This window comes from Cellulomonas xiejunii (genome assembly GCF_024508315.1).
Classification (GTDB): Bacteria; Actinomycetota; Actinomycetes; order Actinomycetales; family Cellulomonadaceae; genus Cellulomonas; species Cellulomonas xiejunii.
The window spans coordinates 1898342-1923027 of sequence record NZ_CP101987.1 but is presented as its reverse complement, the minus strand read 5'-3'; the positions used below and the strand labels follow the sequence as shown (position 1 = coordinate 1923027).

Below are 24686 nucleotides of genomic sequence, written 5' to 3'. Positions count from 1 at the left end.
TGACGCCGACCACACCTGCTCGAAGAGCCGACCTCACACCCGCCTGGCACGCTGGGCCCATGCACATCTGGCCCGGACGCCCCTACCCCCTCGGCGCCACCTACGACGGCACGGGAACCAACTTCGCGCTGTTCTCCGGCGTGGCCGAACGCGTCGAGCTGTGCCTCATCGCCGACGACGGCACCGAGACCCGCGTCGACCTGCCCGAGGTCGACGCCTTCGTCTGGCACGGCTACCTGCCGTCCATCGCGCCCGGTCAGCGGTACGGCTACCGCGTCCACGGGCCGTACGACCCGGCGGCCGGACACCGCTGCGACCCCTCGAAGCTTCTGCTCGACCCGTACGCCAAGGCGATCGACGGGCAGGTCGACGGCGACCCGTCGCTGTACTCCTACACGTTCGGCGACCCGCAGACCCGCAACGAGGCGGACTCCGGCGGCCACACCATGACCTCGGTCGTCATCAACCCGTTCTTCGACTGGGGCCACGACCGACCGCCGGAGCACGAGTACCACGAGTCGGTGATCTACGAGGCGCACGTCAAGGGCCTGACCCGCCTGCACCCGGCCGTGCCGGAGGAGATGCGCGGCACGTACGCGGGGCTGGGCCACCCCGCGGTCGTCGAGCACCTGTCGGGTCTGGGGATCACCGCGGTCGAGCTCATGCCCGTCCACCAGTTCGTCAACGACCCCTCGCTGCAGGAGAAGGGGCTGTCGAACTACTGGGGGTACAACACGATCGGCTTCTTCGCGCCGCACAACGGCTTCGCGTCGGCGGCCGGCCGGGGCCTGCAGGTCCAGGAGTTCAAGTCGATGGTCAAGGCGCTGCACGCCGCGAACATCGAGGTCATCCTCGACGTGGTCTACAACCACACGGCCGAGGGCAACCACATGGGCCCGACGCTCAGCTTCCGGGGCATCGACAACGCGAGCTACTACCGCCTGGTCGACGACGACCAGTCGCACTACTTCGACACCACCGGCACGGGCAACTCGCTGCTGATGCGCTCGCCCGCTGTGCTCCAGCTCATCATGGACTCGCTGCGGTACTGGGTGACGGAGATGCACGTCGACGGGTTCCGCTTCGACCTCGCTGCGACCCTTGCGCGGCAGTTCCACGAGGTGGACCGCCTGTCGGCGTTCTTCGACCTCGTGCACCAGGACCCCGTCATCTCGCAGGTCAAGCTGATCGCCGAGCCGTGGGACCTCGGCGAGGGCGGCTACCAGGTCGGCGGCTTCCCCCCGCTGTGGACCGAGTGGAACGGCAAGTACCGCGACACCGTGCGCGACTTCTGGCGCGGCGAGCCCTCCACCCTCGGCGAGTTCGCGAGCCGACTGACGGGCTCGTCCGACCTGTACGAGCACACGGGCCGCCGCCCGATCGCCAGCATCAACTTCGTCACCGCGCACGACGGGTTCACGCTGCGCGACCTGGTGTCGTACAACGACAAGCACAACGAGGCGAACGGCGAGGACAACCGGGACGGCGAGAGCCACAACCGGTCCTGGAACTGCGGCGTCGAGGGCGCCACGGACGACGCGCAGGTCCTGGCCCTGCGCGCGCGCCAGCAGCGCAACTTCCTCGCGACGCTGCTGATGTCGCAGGGCGTGCCGATGATCGCGCACGGCGACGAGCTGGGTCGCACGCAAGGCGGCAACAACAACGGCTACTGCCAGGACAACGACATCACGTGGGTCGACTGGCACCTCGACGACGAGCGGCAGTCGCTGCTCGAGTTCACGCGCCGCGTGGTCCACCTCCGGCGGGACCACCCCGTCTTCCGGCGGCGCCGGTTCTTCGCGGGCGCCGCCGAGCACGGCGGCGAGTCCGACCTGCGGGACATCGCCTGGATGAGCCCGACGGGCGGCCACATGTCCGACGAGGCCTGGAGCTCGGAGCACGCGTTCGCCGTCATGGTCTTCCTCAACGGCGACGCGATCGACGAGCCGGACCTTCTCGGGCAGGAGGTCGTCGACGACTCGTTCCTGCTGCTGTTCAACGGGCACTGGGAGAAGAAGCAGTTCCAGCTCCCCGGCACGGAGTACGGCGCCGTGTGGACCGCGGTGCTCGACACCGACGCGCAGGTGCGCCCGGGCCGCGAGATCCGCGCGCGCGGCCGCGTGACCCTCGCCCCGCGGTCGATGGTGCTGCTCACCCGTCCGCCCGAGCACGACGCGCCGTCGGCGTCCGGCAGCGGGTCGGCGGCCACGGCCTCGCGCCAGGCGAGCCGGTCCGCGCGGGAGGGCGGGGCATGAGCGAGGCCACGCCCGAGCGCTCGGTCCCCGGCCGCCGGTCGGTGCGGGCACCGCACCGTGCCCCGGTGTCGACGTACCGCGTGCAGCTCGGCGCCGACCTGACGTTCGACGACGTCGCGGCCCGCGTGCCCTACTACGCGCGCCTCGGGGTCACGCACGTGTACCTGTCGCCGGTGCTCGCGGCCGCGCCCGGATCGACGCACGGGTACGACGTGGTCGACCACGACCAGGTCTCCCCCGTGCTCGGGGGCGAGGATGGCCTGCGGCGGCTCGCGGAGGTGGCGCACGACGCGGGGCTCGGGCTCGTGCTCGACATCGTCCCCAACCACATGGCGGTCCCGACGCCGGTGTGGCACAACCGCGCGCTGTGGTCCGTGCTCGCGGACGGCTCGGACTCGCCGTTCGCGGCCTGGTTCGACGTCGACTGGTCCGCGGGCGACGGCGCGCTCCTCATGCCGGTGCTCGGTGACCGCATCGGCGCGGTGCTCGCACGCGACGAGCTGCAGGTCGAGGAGCTCGACGTGCCCGGCCTCGGGAACCGCACGGTGCTGCGCTACCACGACCACGTCTTCCCCGTGCGGCCCGGCACCGAGCACCTCCCCCTCGCGGAGCTCGTCGAGCGGCAGCACTACCGCCTCGCGTACTGGAAGGTCGCCGACGAGGAGCTGAACTACCGCCGGTTCTTCGACGTCGGGACGCTCGTGGCCGTGCGCGTCGAGGATCCCGAGGTGTTCGACGCCACGCACGCGCTGGTCCTGCGGCTGCTGCGCGACGGCGTGGTCGACGGGCTGCGGATCGACCACCCCGACGGCCTGGCCGACCCCGCCGGCTACCTCGCGCGGCTGCGCGACGCGACGGACGGGGCCTGGGTCGTCGTCGAGAAGATCCTCGCCGGCACCGAGGAGCTCCCCGACGACTGGGCGACCGCCGGGACCACCGGCTACGAGGCCCTGTGGCGCGTGCAGCAGACGTTCGTCGACCCGGGCGGCGCGGGCGTCCTCGGCTCGGTCATGCACCGGCTCACCGGTGACGTGTCCGACGCGTTCGACGCCGTCGAGGAGGACGCCAAGCGCGAGGTGGTCGACGGACCGCTGTACGCCGAGGTGCACCGGCTGACGAACCTCGCGGCGGAGATCTGCCACGAGGACCTCCGGCTGCGCGACCACACGTGGCGCGCGCTCGAGGACTGCCTCGTCGAGCTGCTCGTCGCGTTCGACCGCTACCGCGCGTACGTCGTGCCCGGCGAGCCGGCGCCCCCGACCTCGGTCGCCGTCATCACCGCGGCGGCGCGGCGGGCCCGCCGGCGGCTCGGCAGCGAGCGCGACGAGACCATGGACGTGCTCGTCGACCTCCTGCTGGGGCGCGAGGCCGGGTCCGCCGGCCGGACACGCGACCCCCGGCGCGACGAGCTCGTGGTGCGCTTCCAGCAGACCTGTGGCGCCGTCATGGCCAAGGGGGTCGAGGACACGGCCTTCTACCGCTGGACGCACCTCGTGGCGCTGTGCGAGGTCGGCGGCGAGCCTGCGCGGTTCGCGACGACCCCCACCGACCTGGCCGCGTGGGCCGCGCGGGCCCAGGCGTCGGCACCGTTGGGGATGACGACCCTGTCGACGCACGACACGAAGCGCGGCGAGGACACGCGTGCGCGGCTCGGCGTGCTCTCGGAGCTGCCGCACGAGTGGTCCACGCTCGTCGAGGAGCTGCGCCGCGCGTCGGCGTCGTACCGGGGGGCGCTGCTCGACGGCCGCACCGAGTACCTGCTGTGGCAGACGCTCGCCGGCACGTGGACGGACGACGGCCCGCTCGAGGAGGACCGGCTCGTCGAGTACCTCCTCAAGGCCGTGCGCGAGGCGAAATCGCACACCTCCTGGACCGCGCCCGACGACGCGTACGAGCAGGCCGTCCTGTCGACCGCGCGGCAGGCTCGCACGGACCCCGCCGTGCAGGGCCTGCTGGGCGACTGGGACGTGCGCGCACGCGAGGCGGTGCGCGCCGCGACGCTGGGTCAGAAGCTCGTGCAGCTGACGCTGCCGGGTGTGGCCGACGTGTACCAGGGCACCGAGGTGCCGAACCCCACCCTCGTGGACCCCGACAACCGTCGGCCCGTCGACGCCGACGAGCTCGCGGCACGGCTGGCCCGCCTCGACGAGGGTGCCGGGCCCCGCGGGCTGGCCGACGAGAAGATGCTCGTCACGTCGCGCGCCCTGCGGGTGCGGCGCGACGTCGCCGAGGCGTTCGTGGGACCGGAGGCGGGCTTCCTGCCGCTCCCCCACTCCTCGGGTCACGCCCTGACGTACGCACGCACCGTCGGCGGGCAGCCGCGGGTCGCCGTGGTCGCGACCCGGCTCGCAGCGGCGGTGGAGCGACTCGGCGGGTGGGCCGACCACACGGTCGCGCTCCCCGAGGGCAGGTGGCACGACGTCCTGACGGACCGGGTCGTGGCGGGAGGGGTCCAGCGCGTCGCCGACGTGCTCGATCGGCTGCCGCTCGCGCTGCTGGTCCGCGAAGGAGCATGAGATGGCTCTGACTCCGCGCCTCTGGGCACCGTACGCCGGCCACGTCGACCTCCTGCTGCCCGCCGCGGGTGGACGCACGCCGCTGCAGGCGGCCTCCGACGGGTGGTGGGCGTCGGACGTGGCGCTCCCCCACGGCACCGACTACGCGTTCTCGCTCGACGGCGGCGACCCCCGCCCCGACCCGCGGGCCGCGTGGCTGCCCGCGGGCGTCCACGGCCCGGCGCGCGTGTTCGACGTCGACCGCTTCCCGTGGACGGACGGCGGGTGGAGCGGCGTCGACGTGCGCGGTGCGGTGATCTACGAGCTGCACGTCGGCACGTTCACGCCCGGCGGCACGCTCACGTCCGCCGTCGAGCGCCTCGAGCACCTCGTGGCGCTCGGTGTCGACGTCGTCGAGCTGCTGCCGGTCGCCGCGTTCAACGGGAGGCACGGCTGGGGGTACGACGGCGTCGCACCGTACGCCGTGCACGACCCGTACGGCGGGCCGGCCGCGCTGCAGGCCTTCGTCGACGCCGCGCACGGCCTGGGCCTGGCCGTGTGCCTCGACGTCGTCCACAACCACCTCGGCCCGTCCGGCAACTACCTGCACGAGCTCGGGCCGTACTTCACCGACGCCCACAGCACCCCCTGGGGCCCCGCGATCAACCTCGACGGCCCCGGCTCGGAGCACGTGCGCCGGTGGATCTGCGACTCGGTGCTGCGGTGGGCGCGCGACTTCCACGTCGACGCCTTCCGCCTCGACGCCGTCCACGCGCTGCACGACGACTCGCAGCGGCACGTGCTCGCGCAGCTCTCCGACGAGGTCGCCGAGCTCGCCGAGGAGCTGGGCCGTCCCCTCGGCCTGGTGGCCGAGTCGGACCTCAACGACGTCGTGACCCTGGGCTCCACGCAGGACGGCGGCTGGGGCATGACGGGCCAGTGGGCCGACGACGTGCACCACGCCATCCACGCCCTCGTGACGGGTGAGCGGCACGGCTACTACGTCGACTTCGGGTCGCCCGAGGTGCTGCGCACCGCGCTGACCCGGGTCTTCGTGCACGACGGCTGCCTGTCGACGTTCCGCGGCGAGCCGTGGGGCACGCCGGTGCCCGACGACATCGACGGCCACCGGTTCGTGGTCTTCGACGCCAACCACGACCAGGTCGGCAACCGTGCGCTCGGCGACCGGCCCTCGTCCCGCCTCGACACGGGGGCGCTGGCCGCGCAGGCCGCGCTCGTGCTCCTGTCGCCGTTCACGCCCCTGCTGTTCATGGGCGAGGAGTGGGGCGCGACGACACCCTGGCAGTTCTTCACCGACCACCCGGAACCGGAGCTGGCCGCCGCGGTGCGTGAGGGCCGTCTGCGTGAGTTCAGCGGTCACGGCTGGGCGGACCTGTACGGCGGCGACGTCGAGGTGCCGGACCCGCAGGATCCCGCGACGTTCGCGGCGAGCGTCCTGGACTGGAACGAGCCCACCCGCCCCGAGCACGCCCGGCTGCTGGAGTGGTACCGGGTGCTGGTCGCGCTGCGTCGCGCGGTGCCGGACCTGGGGTCGGGCGACAGGATGCGGACGTCGTTGGACGTCCACCCGCGCGAGGATGCCCAGGACGGGCCGTGGCAGGGCGTGCTCGTGCTCCACCGGGGCGGCGCGCGTGTCGTGACGAACCTCGCGCACGTCCCGACGGCCGTCCAGGTACCCACCGCGCGACCGCTCGAGGTCGTGGCGGACTTCGGCGGCGGGGTCCTCCAGCCGCCTGCGTCACCGGACTCCCCGCTCGTGCTCGAGCTGCCGCCGCGCTCGGTCGTCGTCCTCGCCTGAGGTCGCCGGCGCGCGCCGTCGAGGCGCGTCAGCGGGCTACGGCCTCGTCCCGCGCGGGCACGAGACGGCCGCCGTCGACGTGCACGACACGGTGCGCGGACGCGCGCAGCAGTGTCCGGTCGTGGGACACGAGCAGCACGCCGATGCCCCGGGCGACCGCCAGCCGCGCGACGAGCGCGCCGAGGCGGGCGGCCGACACCGCGTCCAGCATCGCGGTGATCTCGTCGCACACCAGCAGCGCGGGGCGCAACGCGAGGGCCCGAGCGATCGCCGCGCGCTGCAGCTCGCCGCCGGAGACGTGCGACGGCCTACGGTCGAGCAGCGCGAGGTCGAGCCCGACGGCACGGGCCAGCTCCTCGACGGGCTCGAGGTCGTCACGCCCCGCGGCCTGCTGCGGCAGCGTGAGGGAGCGCCGCAGCGTCAGGCGCGGGTCCATGGCCTGACGGGGCTCCTGCTGCACCCAGCCGACACGGCGCCGCACCACGGCGGGCACGCGCCACCCGGCGCCCCGCACGGCGACCCCGTCCACCTCGACGCGGCCCGCGTCAGGGCGGTGGATGAGCGCCGCGACCGCGGCCAGGGTGGACTTGCCCGCGCCGGACCTGCCGGCGACGCCCACGACCTCGCCGGGGCGGACGTCGAGGTCGACCCCGTCGAGGACGACGTGCGTGCCGTACCCGGCGCGGACGTCGCGCAGCCGCAGCACAGGGGGCGTCTCGGGTGACACCGCCGGCGACGGCAGCCCGCCCGGCCGGCGCGCCGTGACGAGCTCCCGGGTCAGGGGCGCCTGCGGGCTCCCCAGGACGCGGCGCGCCGACCCGTGCTCGACGACCTCGCCGTGCACGAGCACGTCGAGGGTGTCACCGAACGCCTGGGCGATCTCCACGTCGTGCGTCACGAGCAGCGCCGCGTGGCCGGCGTGCGCGTACGCGCGCAGCATCTGCGCGAGCACCGCGGCGGCGTCCTCGTCGAGCCCGCTCGACGGCTCGTCGGCCAGCACGACCGGCGGGTGCCCGACCAGCGCGGCCGCCACCGCGGCGCGTCGCACCTGACCCCCGGAGAGCTCGTGCGGGTACCGGTCGAGGAGCGCGGGGTCGAGGCCGGCCGTCGCGACGAGGTCCGCGAGGTGCGCGTCGGGCGTCACGGGCGCGAGGTGCGGGTGCCCCGGCAGCAACCGGGCCCGCGGCGGGCCGAGGGCCTGCACCACCTCGGCGAGCTGCGCGCGCAGGGTGCGCACGGGCGTGAACGACGTAGCCGCGGCCTGCGGCACGACGCCGATCACGCGGCCGTGGACCCGGTGCAGCGCCGCCCGGTCCGCGCGCAGCACGTCGACGGACCCGCCGGCGCCCAGCACCCGGACGTCGCCCGCGACGCGGCTGCCGCGCGGCAGCGTCCCGGTGAGCGCCCGCAGCAGCATGGACTTGCCCGCACCGGACGGCCCGAGCACGACGTGCAGGTCGCCGGGGTCCAGGTCGAGGTCCACGCCCCGGAGCACGTGGTCCGGGCCGAGCGCGACGTGCAGGCCCCGCACCCGCAGCCGGGCGGCGCGCTCAGCCGGCACGACCGGTCCCCCGCTGCATCGCGAGCCCCAGGCAGACGGTCGCGACCACCAGCAGCCCGACGGGCGCGACCAGCGTCCACCAGGCGCCCGTCGTCACGGACTGCTGCGCGAGGTCGATGAGCGAGCCCAGCGACGCCTGGTGAGGCGGCAGGCCCAGCCCTAGGAACGTCAGGGTCGTCTCGTGCCACACGGCGTGCGGCACGAGCAGCGCGGTGGCCACCGCCACCTGTGCGCCGACGTGCGGGAGCACGTGGTGGCGTAGGACGCGGGCGCGCGAGCCGCCCTGCGAGACTGCCGCCCGGACCCACCCGCGCTCCCGCAGCGACAGCACCTCGCCGCGGACCAGGCGGGTGGTCGCGGTCCAGTGGGTGACGGCGACCACCAGCACGACGGTCCACAGGCTGCCGCGGTAGACCGTCGCGACGAGGATCCCGAGCAGCAGGTGCGGCACGGCCGCGAACGCGTCGACGCCGCGCATGAGCAGGCGGTCGGCCCGGCCCCCGAGCACCGCGCTCGTCGCCCCGAGCAGCGTGCCGACGAACGCCGAGGCGGCGGAGCCGACGAGCGCGGCGAGCAGCGAGACCTGCAGTGCGCGGGCGCACCGCACGAACATGTCCCGGCCCGCCACGTCGGTGCCGAAGGGGTGCGCGGTCGACGGCGCCGTGGACCCGGTGACGTAGTCGACCGCCCTCCCCCCGGCCCCGCCCCACCAGCCGGTCGCGGAGGCGACGACGGGCACGAGCACGGCGTACAGCACGACCAGTCCACCCACGATCAGCGCCCCCCGCGCGCGTCGCGCGCGGGCCCCGGTGTGAGCCTCGCCGTGCACGTCACCGGGGGTCGTCCACCGCACGACGTCGGCGCCCACCCGCTGGTCAGAGCTCATCGGCCACCACCCGGGGGTCGGCCGCCACGAGGGCGGCGTCGGCCAGCAGGTTCCCCGCGAGGACCATGACCGTGAGACACACGGTCGTGCCGGCGAGGAGCGCGAGGTCGCGACCGACCGCCGCGTCGACCAGCGCCTGCCCGAGCCCCGGCCACGAGAACACCGTCTCGACGAGCACCGCACCGACCACGAGCTCGGGCAGGCGCGCCCCCATCAGCGCGAGCAGCGGGACGACAGCGACCGGCAGGACGTGGCCGCGCGTCACGGTCCGCGGCGGCAGGCCCCGCATCCTCGCGGACAGCACCGCGTCCGATGCCCGCGCGCCGACCAGCCCGGCGTGCAGGTGCAGCGCGATCCACGGCACCTGCGACAGCGCGACCGCCAGGCACGGCAGGGCGGCGTGCCGCGCGACGGTGGCCGGGCCGACCGTCTCCCCCGGCGGCCCCAGCCCTCCCGCGGGGAACCAGCCGAGCGCCACGGAGAACACCAGCAGCAGGCCCAGGCCCACGATGTACGCCGGCGCGGCCGACAGCACCCACGCGCACGCCGTCAACAGCCTCGCCGCGGCGCCCGTCCCCCGCGCCGCCGCGGCAAGCGCGAGCGGCACGGCGATCATGAACGCGAGCACCAGGCCCACCGTCATGACGAGCAGCGTCCACGGCACGCGGCCGGCGATCGCGTCGGACACCGACCCGCGCAGGACCGTGGACGTCCCCCAGTCGCCGCCCGCCGCACCGCGCCACCACGACGCCCACGCCTCCCACCACGCGCCCTGGTCGAGCATGCGCGCGACGGCCTCGCGCGTCCGCGCGTCGACGAACTGCGTGCGGGCGCCGAGGAAGCCCGTGGTGCTGTCGCTCGGCGTGCGCGACGCCAGCAGGAACACCAGTGCGCTGACGCCCAGGACCAGCGGGACGGCCCACGTCGCGCGCCGCACGACGAGGCGCCGGACCTCGTGCACCCGGCGACGTCCGCCCGTCGTGGCGGTCCGCGTCGACGTCACGAGGCGACCTGCCACGTCTCCACGTTCCACCAGGGTCCCCACGCCACACCGTGCTCGTGCGGCTCGACGACCTCCTGCACACCGTCGAAGCCGTCGAGACCACGGGCGGCGTACGTGTGCTCGAGCACCACGAGGGTGATCATCGGCGGGTCGTCGGCGAGCACCTGCTGGACGTCGCGGTACATCCCCGCGCGCTCGTCGGGATCGGTGCTGCGGCGTGCCGCGTCCAGCAGGCGGTCGACCTCCGGCTGCACGTACTGCGACGGGTTGGAGTACGCGTCGTCCGGGTCGTACGCCGCGTACGACGAGTGCAGCGCGGTGTACACCTGCGTGTCGGGGTCGTAGGGCTGGTCCCCGCCGCCGAGCACGAACGCCTTGCTGCCCATGCCCGCCGCGGCTCCGGCGGAGTCGACCGCCTCGACGTCCACCTGGACGCCGACCTCGGCGAGGTCGGAGGCGACCGCGAGCGCCAGGTCCCGCCGCAGGGCGTCCTCCGCGAAGTACATGAGCGGGAAGGACAGGCGTGCGCCGTCCTTCTCCCGCACGCCGCCCGCGCCCGGCGCCCAGCCCGCCTCGGCGAGCAGAGCGGCGGCCTGCGCGGTGTCGTGCTCGTACTGCACGTCGGGGTCGAACGCGTCGCCCTGGGCGACGGTGAACGGCGTCGCGGCGGGCGCCCCGTAGCCGCGCAGGATCCCCTCGACCATCGCCTCCCTGTCCACCGCCAGGTTGAGCGCGCGGCGCACCGCGGGGTCCGCGAGCGCCGGCACGCTCTGCGGCAGCGTGACCGCCCGGTAGTCGGCTGACGGGTGCGCGACCACGGTGAGCCCGTCGACGCCCTCGAGCGCCTGCGCGGCGCGCGGCGAGAGCTGCGCCCCGTCGAAGTCCCCGCTGCGCAGTCGCTGCGTGCGGACGTTCTCGTCCAGCACGAACCCGACGACGACGCGCTCGACCGCCGGGGCCTCGCCACGGTACGTCGGCGACGCGGCCAGCGTCAGCGACTCCCCGGCCTGCCACTGCTCGAGCACGTACGGCCCGGACCCCACCGGCTCGCGGTTCAGCGGCGAGTCGAGCACGGTGCCCGTGAGCGCCTCCGCCGGGGCCACGCCCACGGTCAGGGTGCTGGGGAACGCCGCGTACGGCTCCGAGAGGCGGAACTCCACCGTCGTGGGGTCGACCGCCGTCACGTCGACGAGGAACGGGAACGAGGACGCGAGCGGCGACGCGTAGCGGGGGTCGACGACGGTCGTGTAGGTCGCCGCCACGTCCTGCGCGTCGAGGGTCGAGCCGTCACTGAACACGACGTCGTCCTGCAGGCGCACGGTCCACGTCGTCAGGCTCGCGTCGGGCTCCGGGTCGCCGACCGCCAGGTCCGGCGCCACCGTCCCGTCGGCGGCCACCGCGTACAGCCCGTCGTAGATCTTGCCGGTGATCCCGAACATCGCGTCCAGCGGGTTGAGGCTGGGGTACTCCGACGTCTCCGCGAGCCGCAGCGTCACCGCCGGGTCGTCCGGCGCAGGCTCGCCGGGCGCCGCGCACGCGGCCAGCCCGAGCACCGCCGCGACCGCGACGACCCGTCCCATGACGCGTGCCCGCCCGGATTCGCCCACCTGTCGACTGCTGCCCACGTCCCGCCCCCGTCGCCGTCCCGTCCTCGAGTCTTGACCGCCCGCCGGCGCACGCGCCCCCCGTCCCGGCAGGTCGCCGCCGGGATCACCCGTCACGGGTGAGGCGCGCGAGGCGGCCCGACGCCGAACCTGGAGGGGTGGCGGGCTGCCGGGTGACGTGCCCGCGGTCGACCGCCACGGACGAGGAGACGACGGTGGCCACTCTCAGCGTGTGGAAGTTCGACACCCCCGAGGGGGCGCAGCAGGCCGAGGACGCGTTGGTCGAGCTGCAGAAGCAGGAGCTGATCTCTCTCGAGGACGCCGCGACCGTGTCGTGGCAGCCGGACAAGAAGAAGCCGAAGACCCGGCAGGCCCACAACCTCGCGGGCATCGGCGCCCTGGGCGGCACGTTCTGGGGGCTGCTGTTCGGGCTGCTGTTCTTCATGCCGCTGGTCGGCGTGGTCGTCGGCGCCGCGGCCGGGGCCATCGGGGGCGCGTTGACGGACGTCGGGATCGACGACGACTTCATCCGCTCGGTGCGCAGCCAGGTGACGCCGGGTACGTCGGCCCTGTTCCTGCTCGCGTCGAGCAACGTGCCCGAGCGCGTGATCGCGGAGCTGCGGGAGCGTGGCATCCAGGGCGAGCTGATCCAGACGAACCTGTCGCACGCGGACGAGCAGAAGCTGCGGGAGGCGTTCCAGGAGAACGTCTGACACGTGGCCGTGGGGCGCGCCTCAGAGCAGACCGCGCTCCACGGCCGTCCGCACGGCGTCGCGCCGGCTCGTCACGCCGAGCTTGCGGTACACGGCGCGCACGTGCGTCTTCACCGTGTTGACCGACACGAACAGTGACGCGGCGACCTCGTCGAGGGTCATGCGTGAGGGCAGGCAGGCCAGCGCCTGGAGCTCACGCTCGGTGAGGGTCCACGCCGACCCGCGCGGAGCCGGGGCGTCACGGTCGGCGGCGAGCAGGCGTGTCACGAGCCCCTCGTGGCTGCTGCCTCGCCCGAGGTGCGCGAGCAGCAGCGGTCGCAGCGCCGCCGCGCGGTCCCGCAGGGGCCGCACCACGCCGTCCGGCGCGGCCGCGTCGAGGGCGCGCTCGAGGTCGCGGTGCGCTGCGGCGGGCTCCTCGCGGAGCAGTGCACGCGACGCGTGCAGCGCCACCGTGTCGGCGACGTGCCACGCCGGGTCGTCCGGGACGCCGGCGAGCGCGGCGAGGGCTGCGGCCCGGTCCCCGGTCCGGCGGTGCAGGTCGCTGCGGCGGCACACCCCGGTGGGCGACGTGAAGGCGGGGTCGGCGAGGTCGACGAGGGCGAGCGCGTCGCGGGGCTCCCCGTGCGCGTCGTGCTGCGCCGCCACGAGGAACGCGAGCGAGATCCCGGCGGGCGCGCGCCGCTCCAGCGTCGCCAGCACGTCCGCGACGCCGGCGGGGTCACCGTCGGCCAGGCACACGTGCACGAGCACGGCCGCGGCGCGTGCCGCGAGCGCGGGTCGGCTCGAGGCCGCCTGCGCGGCGGCGGTGAGATGACGCCGCGCAGGCGCCTGCTCGTCGCACCAGAAGGCGACGAGGCCCGCCGCGAGGTGGGCGGCCGCCGTCGCCGGAGCCGAGACGGGTCCGAGCGCCGCGGCGTCACCCAGCACGCCCTGGGCGCGGGCGCGCGCCTCGGCGACACGCGAGGAGCGCGCGCACGCGAGCGCGTGCTCGGCGCGGCACGCGAGCGCGAGCACGGGCCAACCACGCACGGCGGCGACCTCCGCGGCGTCGGCCAGCGCGTCGACGACGTGCTGGAGGCCGCCGCGGCCGCACCGCTCGGCGGGGACCCCGGCCACCGGGGTGTCCGACGCGTGCAGGGCCGCCCGCCCGACGAGGTACGCCACCACCGTGCCCGTCGCGTCGCCCTGCGTGGCCGCGGCGAGCAGGTCGTGCGGCGTGGTGGGGGCGTCGGCACCCACGAGCGCGCGCACGACGAGCGCGGCCGCCGCGTCGTGGTCCTCGGGACGGGACTCGCCGCGCAGCGCGCGGCTCACGGCGGTCGCGGTCGCGACGTCGCGCCCCCCGGCCTGCGCCGGCACGGCGCCGCAGAGCCGCACCGCCGCCCCCAGGCTGCTGCGGGCGAGCAGCTCGGGCCACCGCTCCCCCAGCACCTCGTGCGCGAGCTCGGGGGCGTGACCCTCGACGGCGTGCCGCACGGCGGCCGCCGGGTCCGTGCCGGCCACGTGCCGCGCGAGCGCGCGGTGCACGGTCCGCACGACCGACGGCTCGGTGCGGCCCACGACGACGCGCACGTGCGTCGCGAGCACGTCGTGCCAGGGCAGCGCGCGCGACGCGTCCGGGGGCAGGAGCCCGCGCCCGACGCACTCCTCGAGCAGGCGCGCGCCGCCGGGCGCGAGCGCCTCGGCGAGCGGGGGGTCCAGCACCCGGCCCACGCAGGCGCGACGCAGGAACGTCCCGACGTCGGACGGCAGTGCACCGAGGACCTCCTCGCGCACGTAGTCGTCGACGGGCACGTCCTGCGGGCGCAGCGCGCGCTGCGGGCGCCCGCGGTGCAGCACGCCCGCGGCGCACGCCGCCCGGACCGCGACCGGCCAGCCGCCTGTGGCGCGCCACAGGTCGGCGACGACGTCCGGGTCGGCCGGGCCGCCCCACGCGCGGACGAGGTCGGACGTCTCCCGCGGCGTCAGGGCCAGCACCCGCGTCCCGAGGTCGCCGACCTGGCCGGCCAGCCGCCCTCGCCCCAGCGCCAGGTCGGGCACGTACCGCCCGACGAGGACGAACCGGGGGCCGGGTGTGCGCAGCAGCGTCGCCACGGCGTGCCGGGCGGCGGGCGAGGTCAGGAGGTGCACGTCGTCGAGCACGACGAGGGCGCGTTCGCCGAGGTCGGTCAGCACGCTCACGAGGGCGTCGAGCACACGGCCCGTGGACCCCGCCGCGGCCCGCACGGCCGCCGGGAGGCCGTGCGCGGCGCCGGGGTGCGCGGCCGCGACGGCGGCGGCCACGACGCCCAGGAGCCGCTCGGCGTCGTCGTCGAACGGGTCGAGCGTGACCCATGCCGTCGGCCGCGCGTCCTGCGCCGCCCAGCGGGTCACGACCGTGGTCTTGCCGAAGCCGGGCGGGGCGGCGACGACGACCACGGGACGCAGCGCCGTGGCCGAACGGAGGGCCGCCTGGCAGCGCGGGCGTTCGACCACCGGCCCGTCGGCGCGCGGTGCCTGCGTGCGCCAGGACGCCGGGGTGTGCGGCGACACGATCGTCATGGCCGTCCCGCCGCTCAGCCCGCCACGGGCGCCGGGTCGGCGACCGGCTCCACGGCGTCGGGGGCCAGGTCGCTGATCAGCAGGACGACCGTGCGGTTGACGCGGTCGACCCGTCGCAGGACCGCGCGCTCGTGCTCCGCGCCCGGCGCGTGGGGGTCCACGTCCTGCGCGCTGCCGAGGTCCTCGTGCACGGCCGGGACGGCTCGGTGCTCGAGGATCGCCAGGAGCGCCGCCATGTTGTCCGCCGTGGTGGTCCGCAGCGCAGCCCAGTCCCGCGCGCTCAGGTCGGCGTCGACGGCGTGGGCCTGCTCCAGGGCGTGCACGAGGTAGCGCACGTCGTACGCGACGAGCTGCACGGCGGTCAGCCGCTGCTGGACGCCCCCGGCGTCGAGGACGCCGCCCGACCTCAGCAACGGGTCGGCCGTGACGCCGATCCGCCGGACCTGGTCGTCGATCACCAGCAGGTGCGAGTTCAGCGCCGCGACGGACGCGGTCCCGTCGCTGCGCTCGAGGCGGGCGAACACGCCGTCGAGGACCAGCTGCAGGTCGCGCACCAGCCGCGCGAGGTCGCGGTCGACGAGCACGCGCGTGCGCGTGGGCAGGACCACGGCGGCGACGACGAGCGCGATGGCCGAGCCGACGGCGGTCTCGACGATCCGCAGCTCGACGGTCCCTGGGGTCAGGCGGCCGAGGGTCTCGTAGACGGTCGAGAAGATCACCATCGTGAAGAACACCTGCACGGCGGTGGACACGCCCCGGTAGAACAGGGAGCCGAAGATGCCGATCGCGACCATGACGACGAGCGCGACGTGGTCGCCGCCGGTCGCGATCGCGACGCCGAAGCCCACGAGCGTGCCGGCGACGGTCCCGGCGACGCGCTGGCCGCCCTTGACGAACGTCTCGGCGTCGGACGCGCCGAGCACCTGGTAGGCGGCGAGCATGGCCCAGTACTGGTGCGACGACGACAGCGCGTCGCCGACGAGCAGGCCCGCGGCCACGGCGAGCCCCGCCTGCACGGCGCGGCGCGTGGCGGGCGCGAGCGCGCGGCGCGGCGGTGCCGGGGCGGGCTGCCGCGCGTCGAGGGCGTCGTCGGTCTCCAGGTCGCGGTCGGTCGCGCCCTGCTCGGCGTGCCGCAGCGAGTCGAGCGCATGGGCCAGCTCGTCGACGGCCCGGTGCACGGCGCGGGCCTCGCGGGGCCAGGTCACCGGGGTCTTCTCACGCCGCCAGTCGTCGGACGGCGGACCGTCCGCGCCCGCCAGGACGGCCTGCGTGACGTGCGCGCGCAGCAGCTCCAGGCGGCCCGCGAGGCGCCCGCGCAGCTCGAGCGAGACTCCCGCCGCGGGCAGCGACCGGACGGCGGCCACGAGGTACTCCTCGGCGAGGTTCGCGCTGAAGATGTGCAGCCGCAGGGTGCGGGCCCGCCGCTCGTCGAGGTCGGCTGCCTCGGCGCCCGTGCTCAGCCGTCCGGCGAGGAACTCGCTGCCGCGCCGCAGGCGGCGCTGCGCCAGGTTGAGGCGGTGCGCGAGCACGCGGTCCCACCGCCCCCAGGCGGCGCCGTCCTCGAGGACCTCCAGCGTGGCGACCATCTCGCGTCGGTAGGAGTCGAGGGCGGCCCGCAGGACCCGGACGGGGCGCTCCGGCATGAGCGCGCCACCGAGCAGCAGCGGCCACCCGACCCCCAGGACGGCGCCGGCGGCGTAGAGCAGGACGTCGGACGCCTCCAGGCGCATGAGCAGCGCGTAGTAGAACGCCATGAAGCCCACGGTCCCGAGCCCGGCGTACCGCGGCCCGAACCGGCTGGCCCAGGCGGCGACCACGGCCACGAGGACGGCCGCGGCGCCGGTCCACAGGTGCGAGCCGGACGACGCCGCGGCGAGCACGACCACCACCAGGACGACGGCGAGCACCGAGACGGCCGCCCGCAGCCGACGCGCCGCGCCGCGGCCCGCGACGGCGCCGGACGCGAGCATCGCGACGAAGCCCGCGAAGATCACGGGCCGCACCTGGTCCTGCTCGCCCAGCCCCCGCGCGACGAGGAGCGCCGTGAGCGCCGCGACCACGGCCGAGACCAGGCCGCGCACCGCCGTGCGCAGGCGGGCCCCGCCCGGGTCGAGCAAGGAGAGCCTGCTGCTCAGCCGCCCGCGCAGACGGCCCCGGTCGTGGCGTGGCGGGACGGGGTCCGTCAGGTAGCTCTCGACGTTGCGCACGGCCACGCGGTCGCCGTGCAGGAGCGAGACGGGCACGTCGGTGACGATGACCGGCTGGTAGTCCAGGTCCCGGCCGACGGAGGTGGTGACCACCTCGGCGCGGTACGCGAACGGCAGCCACTGCGTGTAGCGACGGTGGGCGTCGTCGAGGTCCGCGAGCGGGTCGGAGCCGATGACGTCGGCGAGCTGCAGCTCGAGCTGCGTGAACCGCGCGACCCAGGGGTCCCGCTGCTCGACGCGGGCGCCGCCGCGCACGATGCGCTCGAAGGTGTCCCGGTCGACGGGCTCGGGAGGCTCCGGCTCGTCGCTCCAGCGCACGGTGGCCTGCAGGTACTCGCCGAACTCCAGGTACTGGAACGTCAGGGCGGGCAGCGTCGGCGAGGTCGACGCGGGGTGCCCGGTCGGCAGGCCCCAGCGCAGCGCGCCGAGGGTCCCGCCGATCATGCGCAGCGCGTACGGCAGCGCGAACCGGTCGCGTCCGCTCTGGAAGAAGTAGGCGGCGTGGTGCAGTCGCACGCCGGACGTGTAGTCCGCGAACGCGTCGGAGATGGCGTCGAGGTGCCCGTCGGCGCCTTCGCCGCCCGGGCGCAGGTAGGGGCGCAGCGTCGCGACGGGCGAGCCCGCGCCCCGCTCGGCGCTGACGAACCGCGTGCACAGCGTGTTGAGGCTGCCGATGACGTCGTACACGCCGAGCAGGAAGGTGAGGATCATCGACACCAGCACGACGCCCGTGAGCGTCTCGGCGATGCTGAGGAAGCGCAGCAGGTCGGTCGCGGCGGTCAGGTCGGAGCCGCCCACGGTGGAGAGCTGCGCGGCGCTGAAGTACATCGCGTCGAACAGGTCCAGCTCGCGCGGGGCCGCGGGCGTGAACGAGGTGGGCGTCATCAGGCCGTAGTAGATGAGCCCGTACCCGGTGATCGTGCCGACGATCCACAGCAGCACCACGCCGATGACCTGCACCCCGGTGACCTGGCGCAGCACGACCGGCCGGCGGTCGCGTGGCAGGCGGTGGGTCACCGAGCGCAGCACGCGCCACAGACCGCGGGAGAACGGCCCGGCCAGGAACCCCGCCTCGTCGTAGTTGAGCGCGGTGAGGAACACGTCGGCCAGGGTCGCCAGGAGCACGACCACTCCGAGCAGCCACCAGACCGTGTCCACCCGTTCCCCCCTTCGACGTGATGTTCCAACCCGTGCTGTTCCGACCCGTGCTGTTCCGACCCGTGCTGTTCCGACCCGTGCTCAGGTCACAGGACCAGCTCGGGCTGCAGGCTCGTCGGCGTCCAGACCCGCTGTCGGTGGGCTGCCCACGCCGTGGCCGCGAGCGCCACGACGAAGACGACCAGGAGGAGGACCGTGTACCGGGCGGCCGTCGCCAGGTCGCCGCCGTAGAGGGTTTGGCGCAGCCCTTCGACGGTGTACGACATCGGCAGCACCCGGTGCAGCGACAGCAGCGGCTCGGGGATCGTCTGCCACGGGAACGTGCCGCCCGCGGTGACGAGCTGGACGAGCATGAGCACCAGGCCCAGGAACTCCCCCACGGCGCCGAACCACACGTTGAGCGCCTGCAGGATGGCGACGAACGTCGCGGACGCGACCACGAGCAGCGCGATCGTCGCGCCCCCGTAGACCGGCGTGATGTCCAGCGCGTACGTCACCAGCAGGTACATCAGCCCGACCTGCAGGACGCCGATGAGCGCGGCGGGCAGCCAGCCGCCGACCGCGGCCTGCCAGGCGTGGCGCCCGGTCGCCAGTGCACGGCTCGACAACGGCTTGACCAGCAGGAACAGCACGTACCCGCCGATCCACGTCGCCAGCGACATGAAGAACGGCGCCAGGCCCGCGCCGTAGCTGCCTGCGCGGGCGAGCTGGTCGTCGGCCACCCGCACCGGGTCGCCGATGGTCCGCGCCGTGTCACGCTCCGTCTGCTCGTCGAGGTCGGGGATCCGGCCCAGCCCGGACTGCAGGCCGTCGCGCAGCTCGGTGACCCCGGACGCCAGCTGCTGCGTCCCGTCGCGCAGCGTGACGCTGCTGCTCGCGAGCTCGTCGGCGCCCTGGGACACCTGGGCGGTACCCGACGAGAGCTGACCGGCGCCGGCGGCCGCGTCAGCGATGCCCTGCGCGAGCCGCGGCGTGGCGTTCGCGAGCGCCTGGTTGCCCCGGGCGACCTCCCCGGCGCCGACGTCCAGCGCCTTCAGGTCGGTGGTCGCCTTGTGCAGTGCCGCCTCGGCCGCCGCGAGCTCGCCCTGCAGCCTGGGGAGAGGATCGGTGAGGGCCTGGACCTGCTCAGGTGTGAGCTGGCCCTCCTCCTGCAGGGCAGCCAGCTCGCGCTGGACCGCTGCGCGCGCTCCCTCGAGTGCCGTGTACGCGTCGTCGAGACTCTGCCCCTGTTCCGTGGCGCGACGCTCCTCCACCCGCCGGGCACCCTCCTCCGCCGCTCTCGCCGCGGCCTGCGCCTCGGTCGCCGCCCTCGTGAACCCCGCCTGGACCTCGGCCGCGATCCTGTCGATCTGGGCGTCGCCCGCCGCCACCTTCGCCGCGCCCGCGGCCAGGCGGCGTGTCGCGTCCGGCAGCGTGCGGGTGTCGGCCCGCAGCGTGTCCAGGCCACCCGCCAGCTCAGCCGCTCCGCGGGACGTCTCCGCCGCGCCCGTCGCCAGGCGTGCGGTCCCGCCCACCAGCTCCGCCGTCCCCGCCGCGAGCTCACCGGCGCCCTCGACCAACCGGTCAGCGCCCTGGACGCCCTGGGCGAGGTTGGTGTGGATGGAGCCGAATCCCTGCAGGAAGAGCCCGGCGGCCTCGGTCCCCACCTCGGTGGCGATGGCGTCCCGCACGTCGTCGGCGATGGTGTTCGCGATGGTCGTGGACAGGTAGTTGTTGGCGTCGTTGGTGACCAGCGTCAGGCTGGCCTGCTTCGGCTTGTACTGCGCGGACGAGACGAGGTCCTGCGAGAACGTGGAACCGATGATCAGGGCGGCGTCGAACCTCCCGGAGCGCACACCCGCCTCGGCGTCACGCTGCGTGGTGCGGACCCATCGGAAGCCGCCCTTCCCGCCGGTGAGCCTGTCGGCGACCTGGGCGCCGTAGTCGACGCGGCGCGTGCCGCCCCCGTCCTCGTCGGTGGTCGTCGCGCCGCGGTCGGCCACGACGAGCGCGGCCGGGACCTCGTCGAGGTGGCCGTAGGGGTCCTCGTTGGCGAACAGGTAGAGCCCGGAGTACAGCGACGGGATGACGATGAGCGCGAGCAGCGCGAGCTTCGGCAGGGTGCCGGTCGCCAGGCGCCGCAACTCGGAGCCCGCGAGCCGGGTGGCGATCACTGCTCAGCCTCGTGCGGCTCGACCTCGGACTCTTCGCGCTCGTCGCGTGCGACGTCGAGCTCCTGGGTGTAGTCGAGCTCCTGGGTGTCGTCGAGCTCCCGGGTGTCGGTGCGCTGTCGGCTGTCGGTCAGCGCGGCCAGCTCGTCGGCGCCGGTCCGCAGCGTCTCGACGGGCGTCGCCCGCTGGGACGCGTCGCCACAGGCCGGCGCGAGCTCGGCGCCGAGCTCGCGGGCCGACGATCGCCAGCACTGCACCAGCACGCCGTAGCCGCGGGCGGCGCACGCCTGCGCGACGGCCCACCACTCGGCGGGGTCGCCGCCGTGGCGGTCCGGCAGGCTGATCACGAGGAACCGCACGTCCCGTCGCTCGAGCGCGAGCGACGTGAGCAGCGCGGTGCGCACGGGGCCGGCCAGGTCGTCCATCCGCACGTCCCGGTACCGGGTGAGCCCGTGGCTGTCGAGCCACTCGTGGACGTGCCCCCGACCGGACCGGACCCCGGCGAGCGCCAGCTCCTCGGCGACCACGGTCACGGCGGGCAGGTTGTCGTCGGGCTCGGAGATCCCCGGCAGGTCCACGACGGCGGACACACGACGCAGCACCTCGGAGTCGGTGGTGGTCGTGCCGTCCGCGTCCGTCAGGTCGACGCTTCCCCCGAACGGCGCGAGGCGTCCGGTCGCGACGAGCGCGAGCGCCGTGTGGCCCTGCCCCGGCTCGCCCGCCACCAGGACGCACTCCCCCGTCGCCAGGCTCAGGCCGGGCAGGTGCAGCATCGCAGCGCGGCGACCCTGCACGTGCACGCCCTGCAGCGTGAGCCGGAGCGGCCCGTCGAGGCGCACCGGCCGCGGCCTGCCGACGCGCCCGCGGTGAAGCCTCGCGTCCTCGTGGGACGGGGACTGCGCGCGGCGCCGCACCGGCGCGCGCGTGTCGGCGGCCCCGACGCCGTCGGGTGCACTCACGCGGGGTCCGGACGCCTCAGGGCGGGGACCGCGACCGCGACGACCAGGAACACCCAGGTCGTGAGGATGTACGGCCACGTGTAGTGCGGCGCGTCGAAGGCGTCGTTGAGCCAGAGCGTGACGAGTGCCGTGACGACGGTCCCCAGCGCTGCGTACAGCCAGGACGCGGCGCTGCTGCGCAGGAACACCACCGACAGCGCGATGGCCGTCAGCACCCCGGAGTACCCCGCGAGGCCCTCACCGAGGTCGGCCTGCGACCAGCCGAGTGCCAGCGCGCACACGCTGCCGATCACGGTGCCCATGACCGCGGCGAGCCCGACCTTCCACGACGCGATGAACAGCCCGAGCAGGATCAGCGCCCCGGCCCACACGCTGCTGACGAGCACGACCTCGGAGACGTTCGTCAGCAGGGACCGCACGAACGTCGTCGTGGCGTCGTCGTTCCAGTGCACGGCCGGCGAGCGGACCTGGAGCTCGGCGGTGGTGGCGTGCATGATCCCGGCCACGATGCAGAAGGGCGCCGTGGTGGCCGGCAGGGCGAAGCGGGCGAGCGGGCGTGAGGCGAACAGCGCCACGACCGCGACCTGCACGGGCGCGCACAGCGCTCCGCCGACCAGCGCGATGACGTACGCCCACACCTGCTCGCCCCCGAGCGAGACGTACACCGCGGCGCCGAGGAGCGCGCCGCAGAAGCCCTGCATGCCGTCGGGGACGTCGCGGGCCCCGAGCAGCGCGCCGGTGACCGTCCCCGCGATCGTGCCGATCGCGACGAGCACGGCCATGCGCCAGTCCGCGACGACGAACGCCGCGAGGATGAGCAGGCCCGCCCAGGTGTTGCGCTGGAAGAAGATCTGGCTGAGGCCCCGCGCCAGGGACGCGGGCTCCACCGCGGAACGCAGCGGCGGGGTGGCAGTCTGTCGCGTCGTGCTCACGGTGTCCTCCTGACGTCGGTCCGTTCCGGGTCGTGCGCAGCTCTCAGGTCTTGCGCAGTGCGGGCGCCGGCAGTCCGGTCAGGCGCAGGCGCAGCGCGTGCCACGCGGCGTTCACCGCGTGCGCGACAGGGGCGGTGGTGTCGCCGACGACCCGCAGACTCACGCCGGCCTCCGTGGGCAGGCGGCTCACGCCGACGAGGACGTCCGGCGCGTCGGCCAGCTCGTCGTGCAGCAGGTCCGCCAGCTCGCCGGCCGGCGCCTGGTCGGTGACGACCACGAGGTTGCCGAGCACGTCGTGGCCGGCGAGCACCGCCAGCGCGTCGCCGCGCCCCGGCACGAGCCGCACGCGGTCCACGGCGACGGGCGTGCCGTCGGGTCGCCTGATCTCCAGGTCGGCCGCCACGGCCGCGTACCGGTGCCGCTCGTCGCGCGCGAGGCGCCCGGCGACGAACGTGTCGGCGAGGATGAGTGTCGCGCCGGGGGCGACGGTCGCGCGCGTGAGCTGGTAGAACCGCGTGTCGACGAACGCGATGACCGGCTCGGGCAGGTACTCGGCGTACGCGTCCTGCCCGACCCCGAGGTTGACCTGCGACACCCCGTAGTCGTGCTCCATGCGCATCGCCCGGGTCGCGGCCGTGGTCGTCACGTGCGCGGACGCGCCCGGGCCGAACGTCAGGTCGGTGCGCAGCCTGTCCCCCTGCAGCACGCCGGCGCCGGTGGAGATCACGTAGGTGTACGGCATGTCGGGGCGCAGCGGGTCGACGTACAGCGGCCGGGTGATGTGCAGCGGCGCCTTCTGGTAGTGGTGCACCAGCTCGGTGCCGTTGCCGGTGCGCCCGTAACCCAGCTCGAGCACCCCGACCTTGGCAGGGCTGCCCACCGGCAGCGTGTCGAGGCCACCGGAGTACCGCGCCACCTCCTGCGGCACGTGCTCCGGCTCGTAGTACGCCGGCGTCAGGCGGTGCCCGCCGTACGGCGCCGCCGGCGCCACCGCGACGTCCTCGACGACGAGGTCGGCGCTCACGGGACCAGGGCGCCGGAGCGCTCGCCCCACATCGCCAGGATCGTCGACTGCAGGTCGTCGATCCCCTCGCCGGTCAGCGAGTTGGTGAGGACCACCGGCCTGCCCTCGCGCACCCGCAGGGCGTCGGACCACATGACGTCGAGGTTCGTCCGGACGTACTGCGCGATGTCGATCTTGTTGATGACCAGGATGTCCGAGTCGGTGATGCCCGGGCCGCGCTTGCGCGGCATCTTCTCGCCCTCGGACGTGTCGAGGACGAAGACGAACACGTCGGCGAGGATGGGCGAGAACGTCAGGGTGAGGTTGTCGCCGCCGGACTCGTACAGCAGCGTGTCGACGTCGGGGAACCGCTCGAGCAGCTCGGCGCCGGCCGCGAGGTTCATCGTGGGGTCGTCGCGCACGGCCGTGTGCGGGCACGCACCGGTCTCCACGCCCACGACCCGGTCGGGGTCGAGGACGCCGGCGAGCTCACGCCGCACGTGGTGCGCGTCCTCCTGCGTGTAGATGTCGTTGGTGATCACGGCGGGCGTCCGCCCCGCCGCGATGAGCCGCGGCACCAGGGCCTCCGCGAGCGCGGTCTTGCCCGACCCCACCGGGCCGCCGATGCCGATCCTCAGCACGTTGTTCATCCGTCCTCCTCCGTCGCCCTGCGTCGTCGTGCGTCGTCGTGCGCTCGTCAGCTGGTGAACAACCGCCCGTCCGCGCGCTCGTGCCACGCCGACATGACGTCGGCCATCGGGACGCACCCGCCCATGTCGGCCAGGTCGCGCCCGACCGCGTCCGTCGCTGCCTGCTCGATGACGGGTGCCGCTGCGTGCAGCAGCACCTGCAGCTCGCGGTGGTCGGTGAGCCGCAGGCGCAGCGCGGCTCCCAGGAAGCTCGTGGCGAACGCGAACAGGTCCGACACGACCGCCTGGCGGGTCCCGACACCGGCCGCGGCGTAGACCACCGCCGTGGCCACGGCCTGACACCCCGGCGCCTCCTTGGCCGCCAGGGCGCGGGCCCACTCGTCCAGCTCGGGACCGCCGATCGCGGCGCGCGCGACGTCCGTCAGCTGGTGTCCGCTGCGGGCCGACGCCCGCCGCATCTCGGCGTTGAGCTTGGTGGCGTGCAGCAGCCGGTCGACCTCGCGCACGCGCGCCCAGTCGCCGGCGACCGCCGCCTCGTGGGCCCGGGCGAGCGCGGTCGCGTCGCCCGGGCCCACGGCGTGCAGCAGCATCCCGGTGAGCAGGTCACCGACCTCGCCGCGCTCGACCAGCCGCGCCTGCGCGAACCCCTCGAGCCCGTGCGACATCGTGTAGAAGCCGCTGGGGAACGCGGAGTCGGACAGCTGCAGGCTGACGAGCAGCGCCTGCACGTCGGTGGCCGGCACGTCGCCC

The 24686-nt window shown here is 75.0% G+C and carries 16 protein-coding genes; 4 read left to right on the top strand and 12 right to left on the bottom strand.

Going from position 1 to position 24686, the window contains the following annotated elements; translation table 11 throughout:
* Window positions 1-59: 59 nt before the first annotated feature.
* The 3 genes from glgX to treZ are packed head-to-tail and all read left to right on the top strand — an operon-like array spanning window position 60 to window position 6569.
* Window positions 60-2255 (top strand): glycogen debranching protein GlgX, encoded by a 2196-nt coding sequence (gene glgX, locus NP048_RS08780; RefSeq protein ID WP_227578616.1) that lies wholly within the window; start codon window positions 60-62, stop codon window positions 2253-2255.
* A complete protein-coding gene (gene treY, locus NP048_RS08775) occupies window positions 2252-4771 on the top strand; it encodes a malto-oligosyltrehalose synthase (protein ID WP_227578615.1) in 2520 nt (839 codons plus the stop codon). The genes glgX and treY overlap by 4 nt, the downstream gene beginning before the upstream one ends.
* A 1-nt stretch (window position 4772) precedes the next feature.
* Entirely contained in the window at window positions 4773-6569 is a 1797-nt protein-coding gene (treZ, locus tag NP048_RS08770; protein WP_227578614.1) for a malto-oligosyltrehalose trehalohydrolase, read from the top strand.
* A 28-nt stretch (window positions 6570-6597) separates the two neighbouring features.
* On the opposite strand, the gene NP048_RS08765 is transcribed toward treZ, so the two are convergent.
* Genes NP048_RS08765 through NP048_RS08750 form a run of 4 tightly spaced genes read right to left on the bottom strand, consistent with a single transcriptional unit; the run spans window position 6598 to window position 11599 of the window.
* Entirely contained in the window at window positions 6598-8130 is a 1533-nt protein-coding gene (locus tag NP048_RS08765; RefSeq protein WP_227578613.1) for an ABC transporter ATP-binding protein, read from the bottom strand.
* The gene (locus NP048_RS08760) at window positions 8120-9016 is read right to left on the bottom strand and encodes an ABC transporter permease (RefSeq protein WP_227578612.1); all 897 of its coding nucleotides are present in this window, start codon (window positions 9014-9016) and stop codon (window positions 8120-8122) included. The genes NP048_RS08765 and NP048_RS08760 overlap by 11 nt, the downstream gene beginning before the upstream one ends.
* Window positions 9006-10034: an ABC transporter permease gene (locus tag NP048_RS08755; RefSeq protein WP_227578611.1), complete on the bottom strand. Its 1029-nt coding sequence runs from the start codon at window positions 10032-10034 to the stop codon at window positions 9006-9008. Before NP048_RS08755 ends, NP048_RS08760 begins: the two co-directional genes overlap by 11 nt.
* Window positions 10016-11599, bottom strand: a complete 1584-nt coding sequence (locus NP048_RS08750; RefSeq protein WP_227578610.1) for an ABC transporter substrate-binding protein — start codon at window positions 11597-11599, stop codon at window positions 10016-10018. Before NP048_RS08750 ends, NP048_RS08755 begins: the two co-directional genes overlap by 19 nt.
* Window positions 11600-11838: 239 nt before the next feature.
* On the opposite strand from NP048_RS08750, the gene NP048_RS08745 reads away from it, so the two are divergent.
* Entirely contained in the window at window positions 11839-12336 is a 498-nt protein-coding gene (locus NP048_RS08745) for a DUF1269 domain-containing protein (RefSeq protein ID WP_227578609.1), read from the top strand.
* Between the two features lie 21 nt (window positions 12337-12357).
* On the opposite strand, the gene NP048_RS08740 is transcribed toward NP048_RS08745, so the two are convergent.
* The 8 genes from NP048_RS08740 to NP048_RS08705 form a co-directional block, all read right to left on the bottom strand.
* Window positions 12358-14877 (bottom strand): LuxR family transcriptional regulator, encoded by a 2520-nt coding sequence (locus NP048_RS08740; protein ID WP_227578608.1) that lies wholly within the window; start codon window positions 14875-14877, stop codon window positions 12358-12360.
* A gap of 14 nt (window positions 14878-14891) precedes the next feature.
* Complete coding sequence (locus tag NP048_RS08735; protein WP_227578607.1) at window positions 14892-18242, bottom strand: FUSC family protein; 3351 nt, start codon at window positions 18240-18242, stop codon at window positions 14892-14894.
* Between the two features lie 86 nt (window positions 18243-18328).
* Complete coding sequence (locus tag NP048_RS08730) at window positions 18329-20395, bottom strand: YhgE/Pip domain-containing protein (RefSeq protein WP_227578606.1); 2067 nt, start codon at window positions 20393-20395, stop codon at window positions 18329-18331.
* Window positions 20392-21351, bottom strand: coding sequence for an ABC transporter ATP-binding protein (locus tag NP048_RS08725; RefSeq protein WP_227578605.1), 960 nt, complete (start codon window positions 21349-21351; stop codon window positions 20392-20394). The genes NP048_RS08730 and NP048_RS08725 overlap by 4 nt, the downstream gene beginning before the upstream one ends.
* On the bottom strand, window positions 21348-22283 hold the full coding sequence (locus NP048_RS08720; RefSeq protein WP_227578604.1) for an urea transporter: 936 nt from the start codon (window positions 22281-22283) through the stop codon (window positions 21348-21350). Before NP048_RS08720 ends, NP048_RS08725 begins: the two co-directional genes overlap by 4 nt.
* Before the next feature lie 43 nt (window positions 22284-22326).
* Entirely contained in the window at window positions 22327-23307 is a 981-nt protein-coding gene (locus NP048_RS08715; protein ID WP_227578603.1) for an urease accessory protein UreD, read from the bottom strand.
* Window positions 23304-23936 (bottom strand): urease accessory protein UreG, encoded by a 633-nt coding sequence (gene ureG / locus NP048_RS08710; RefSeq protein ID WP_227578602.1) that lies wholly within the window; start codon window positions 23934-23936, stop codon window positions 23304-23306. The genes NP048_RS08715 and ureG overlap by 4 nt, the downstream gene beginning before the upstream one ends.
* Before the next feature lie 47 nt (window positions 23937-23983).
* A complete protein-coding gene (locus NP048_RS08705; RefSeq protein ID WP_227578601.1) occupies window positions 23984-24679 on the bottom strand; it encodes an urease accessory protein UreF in 696 nt (231 codons plus the stop codon).
* Window positions 24680-24686: the final 7 nt, after the last annotated feature.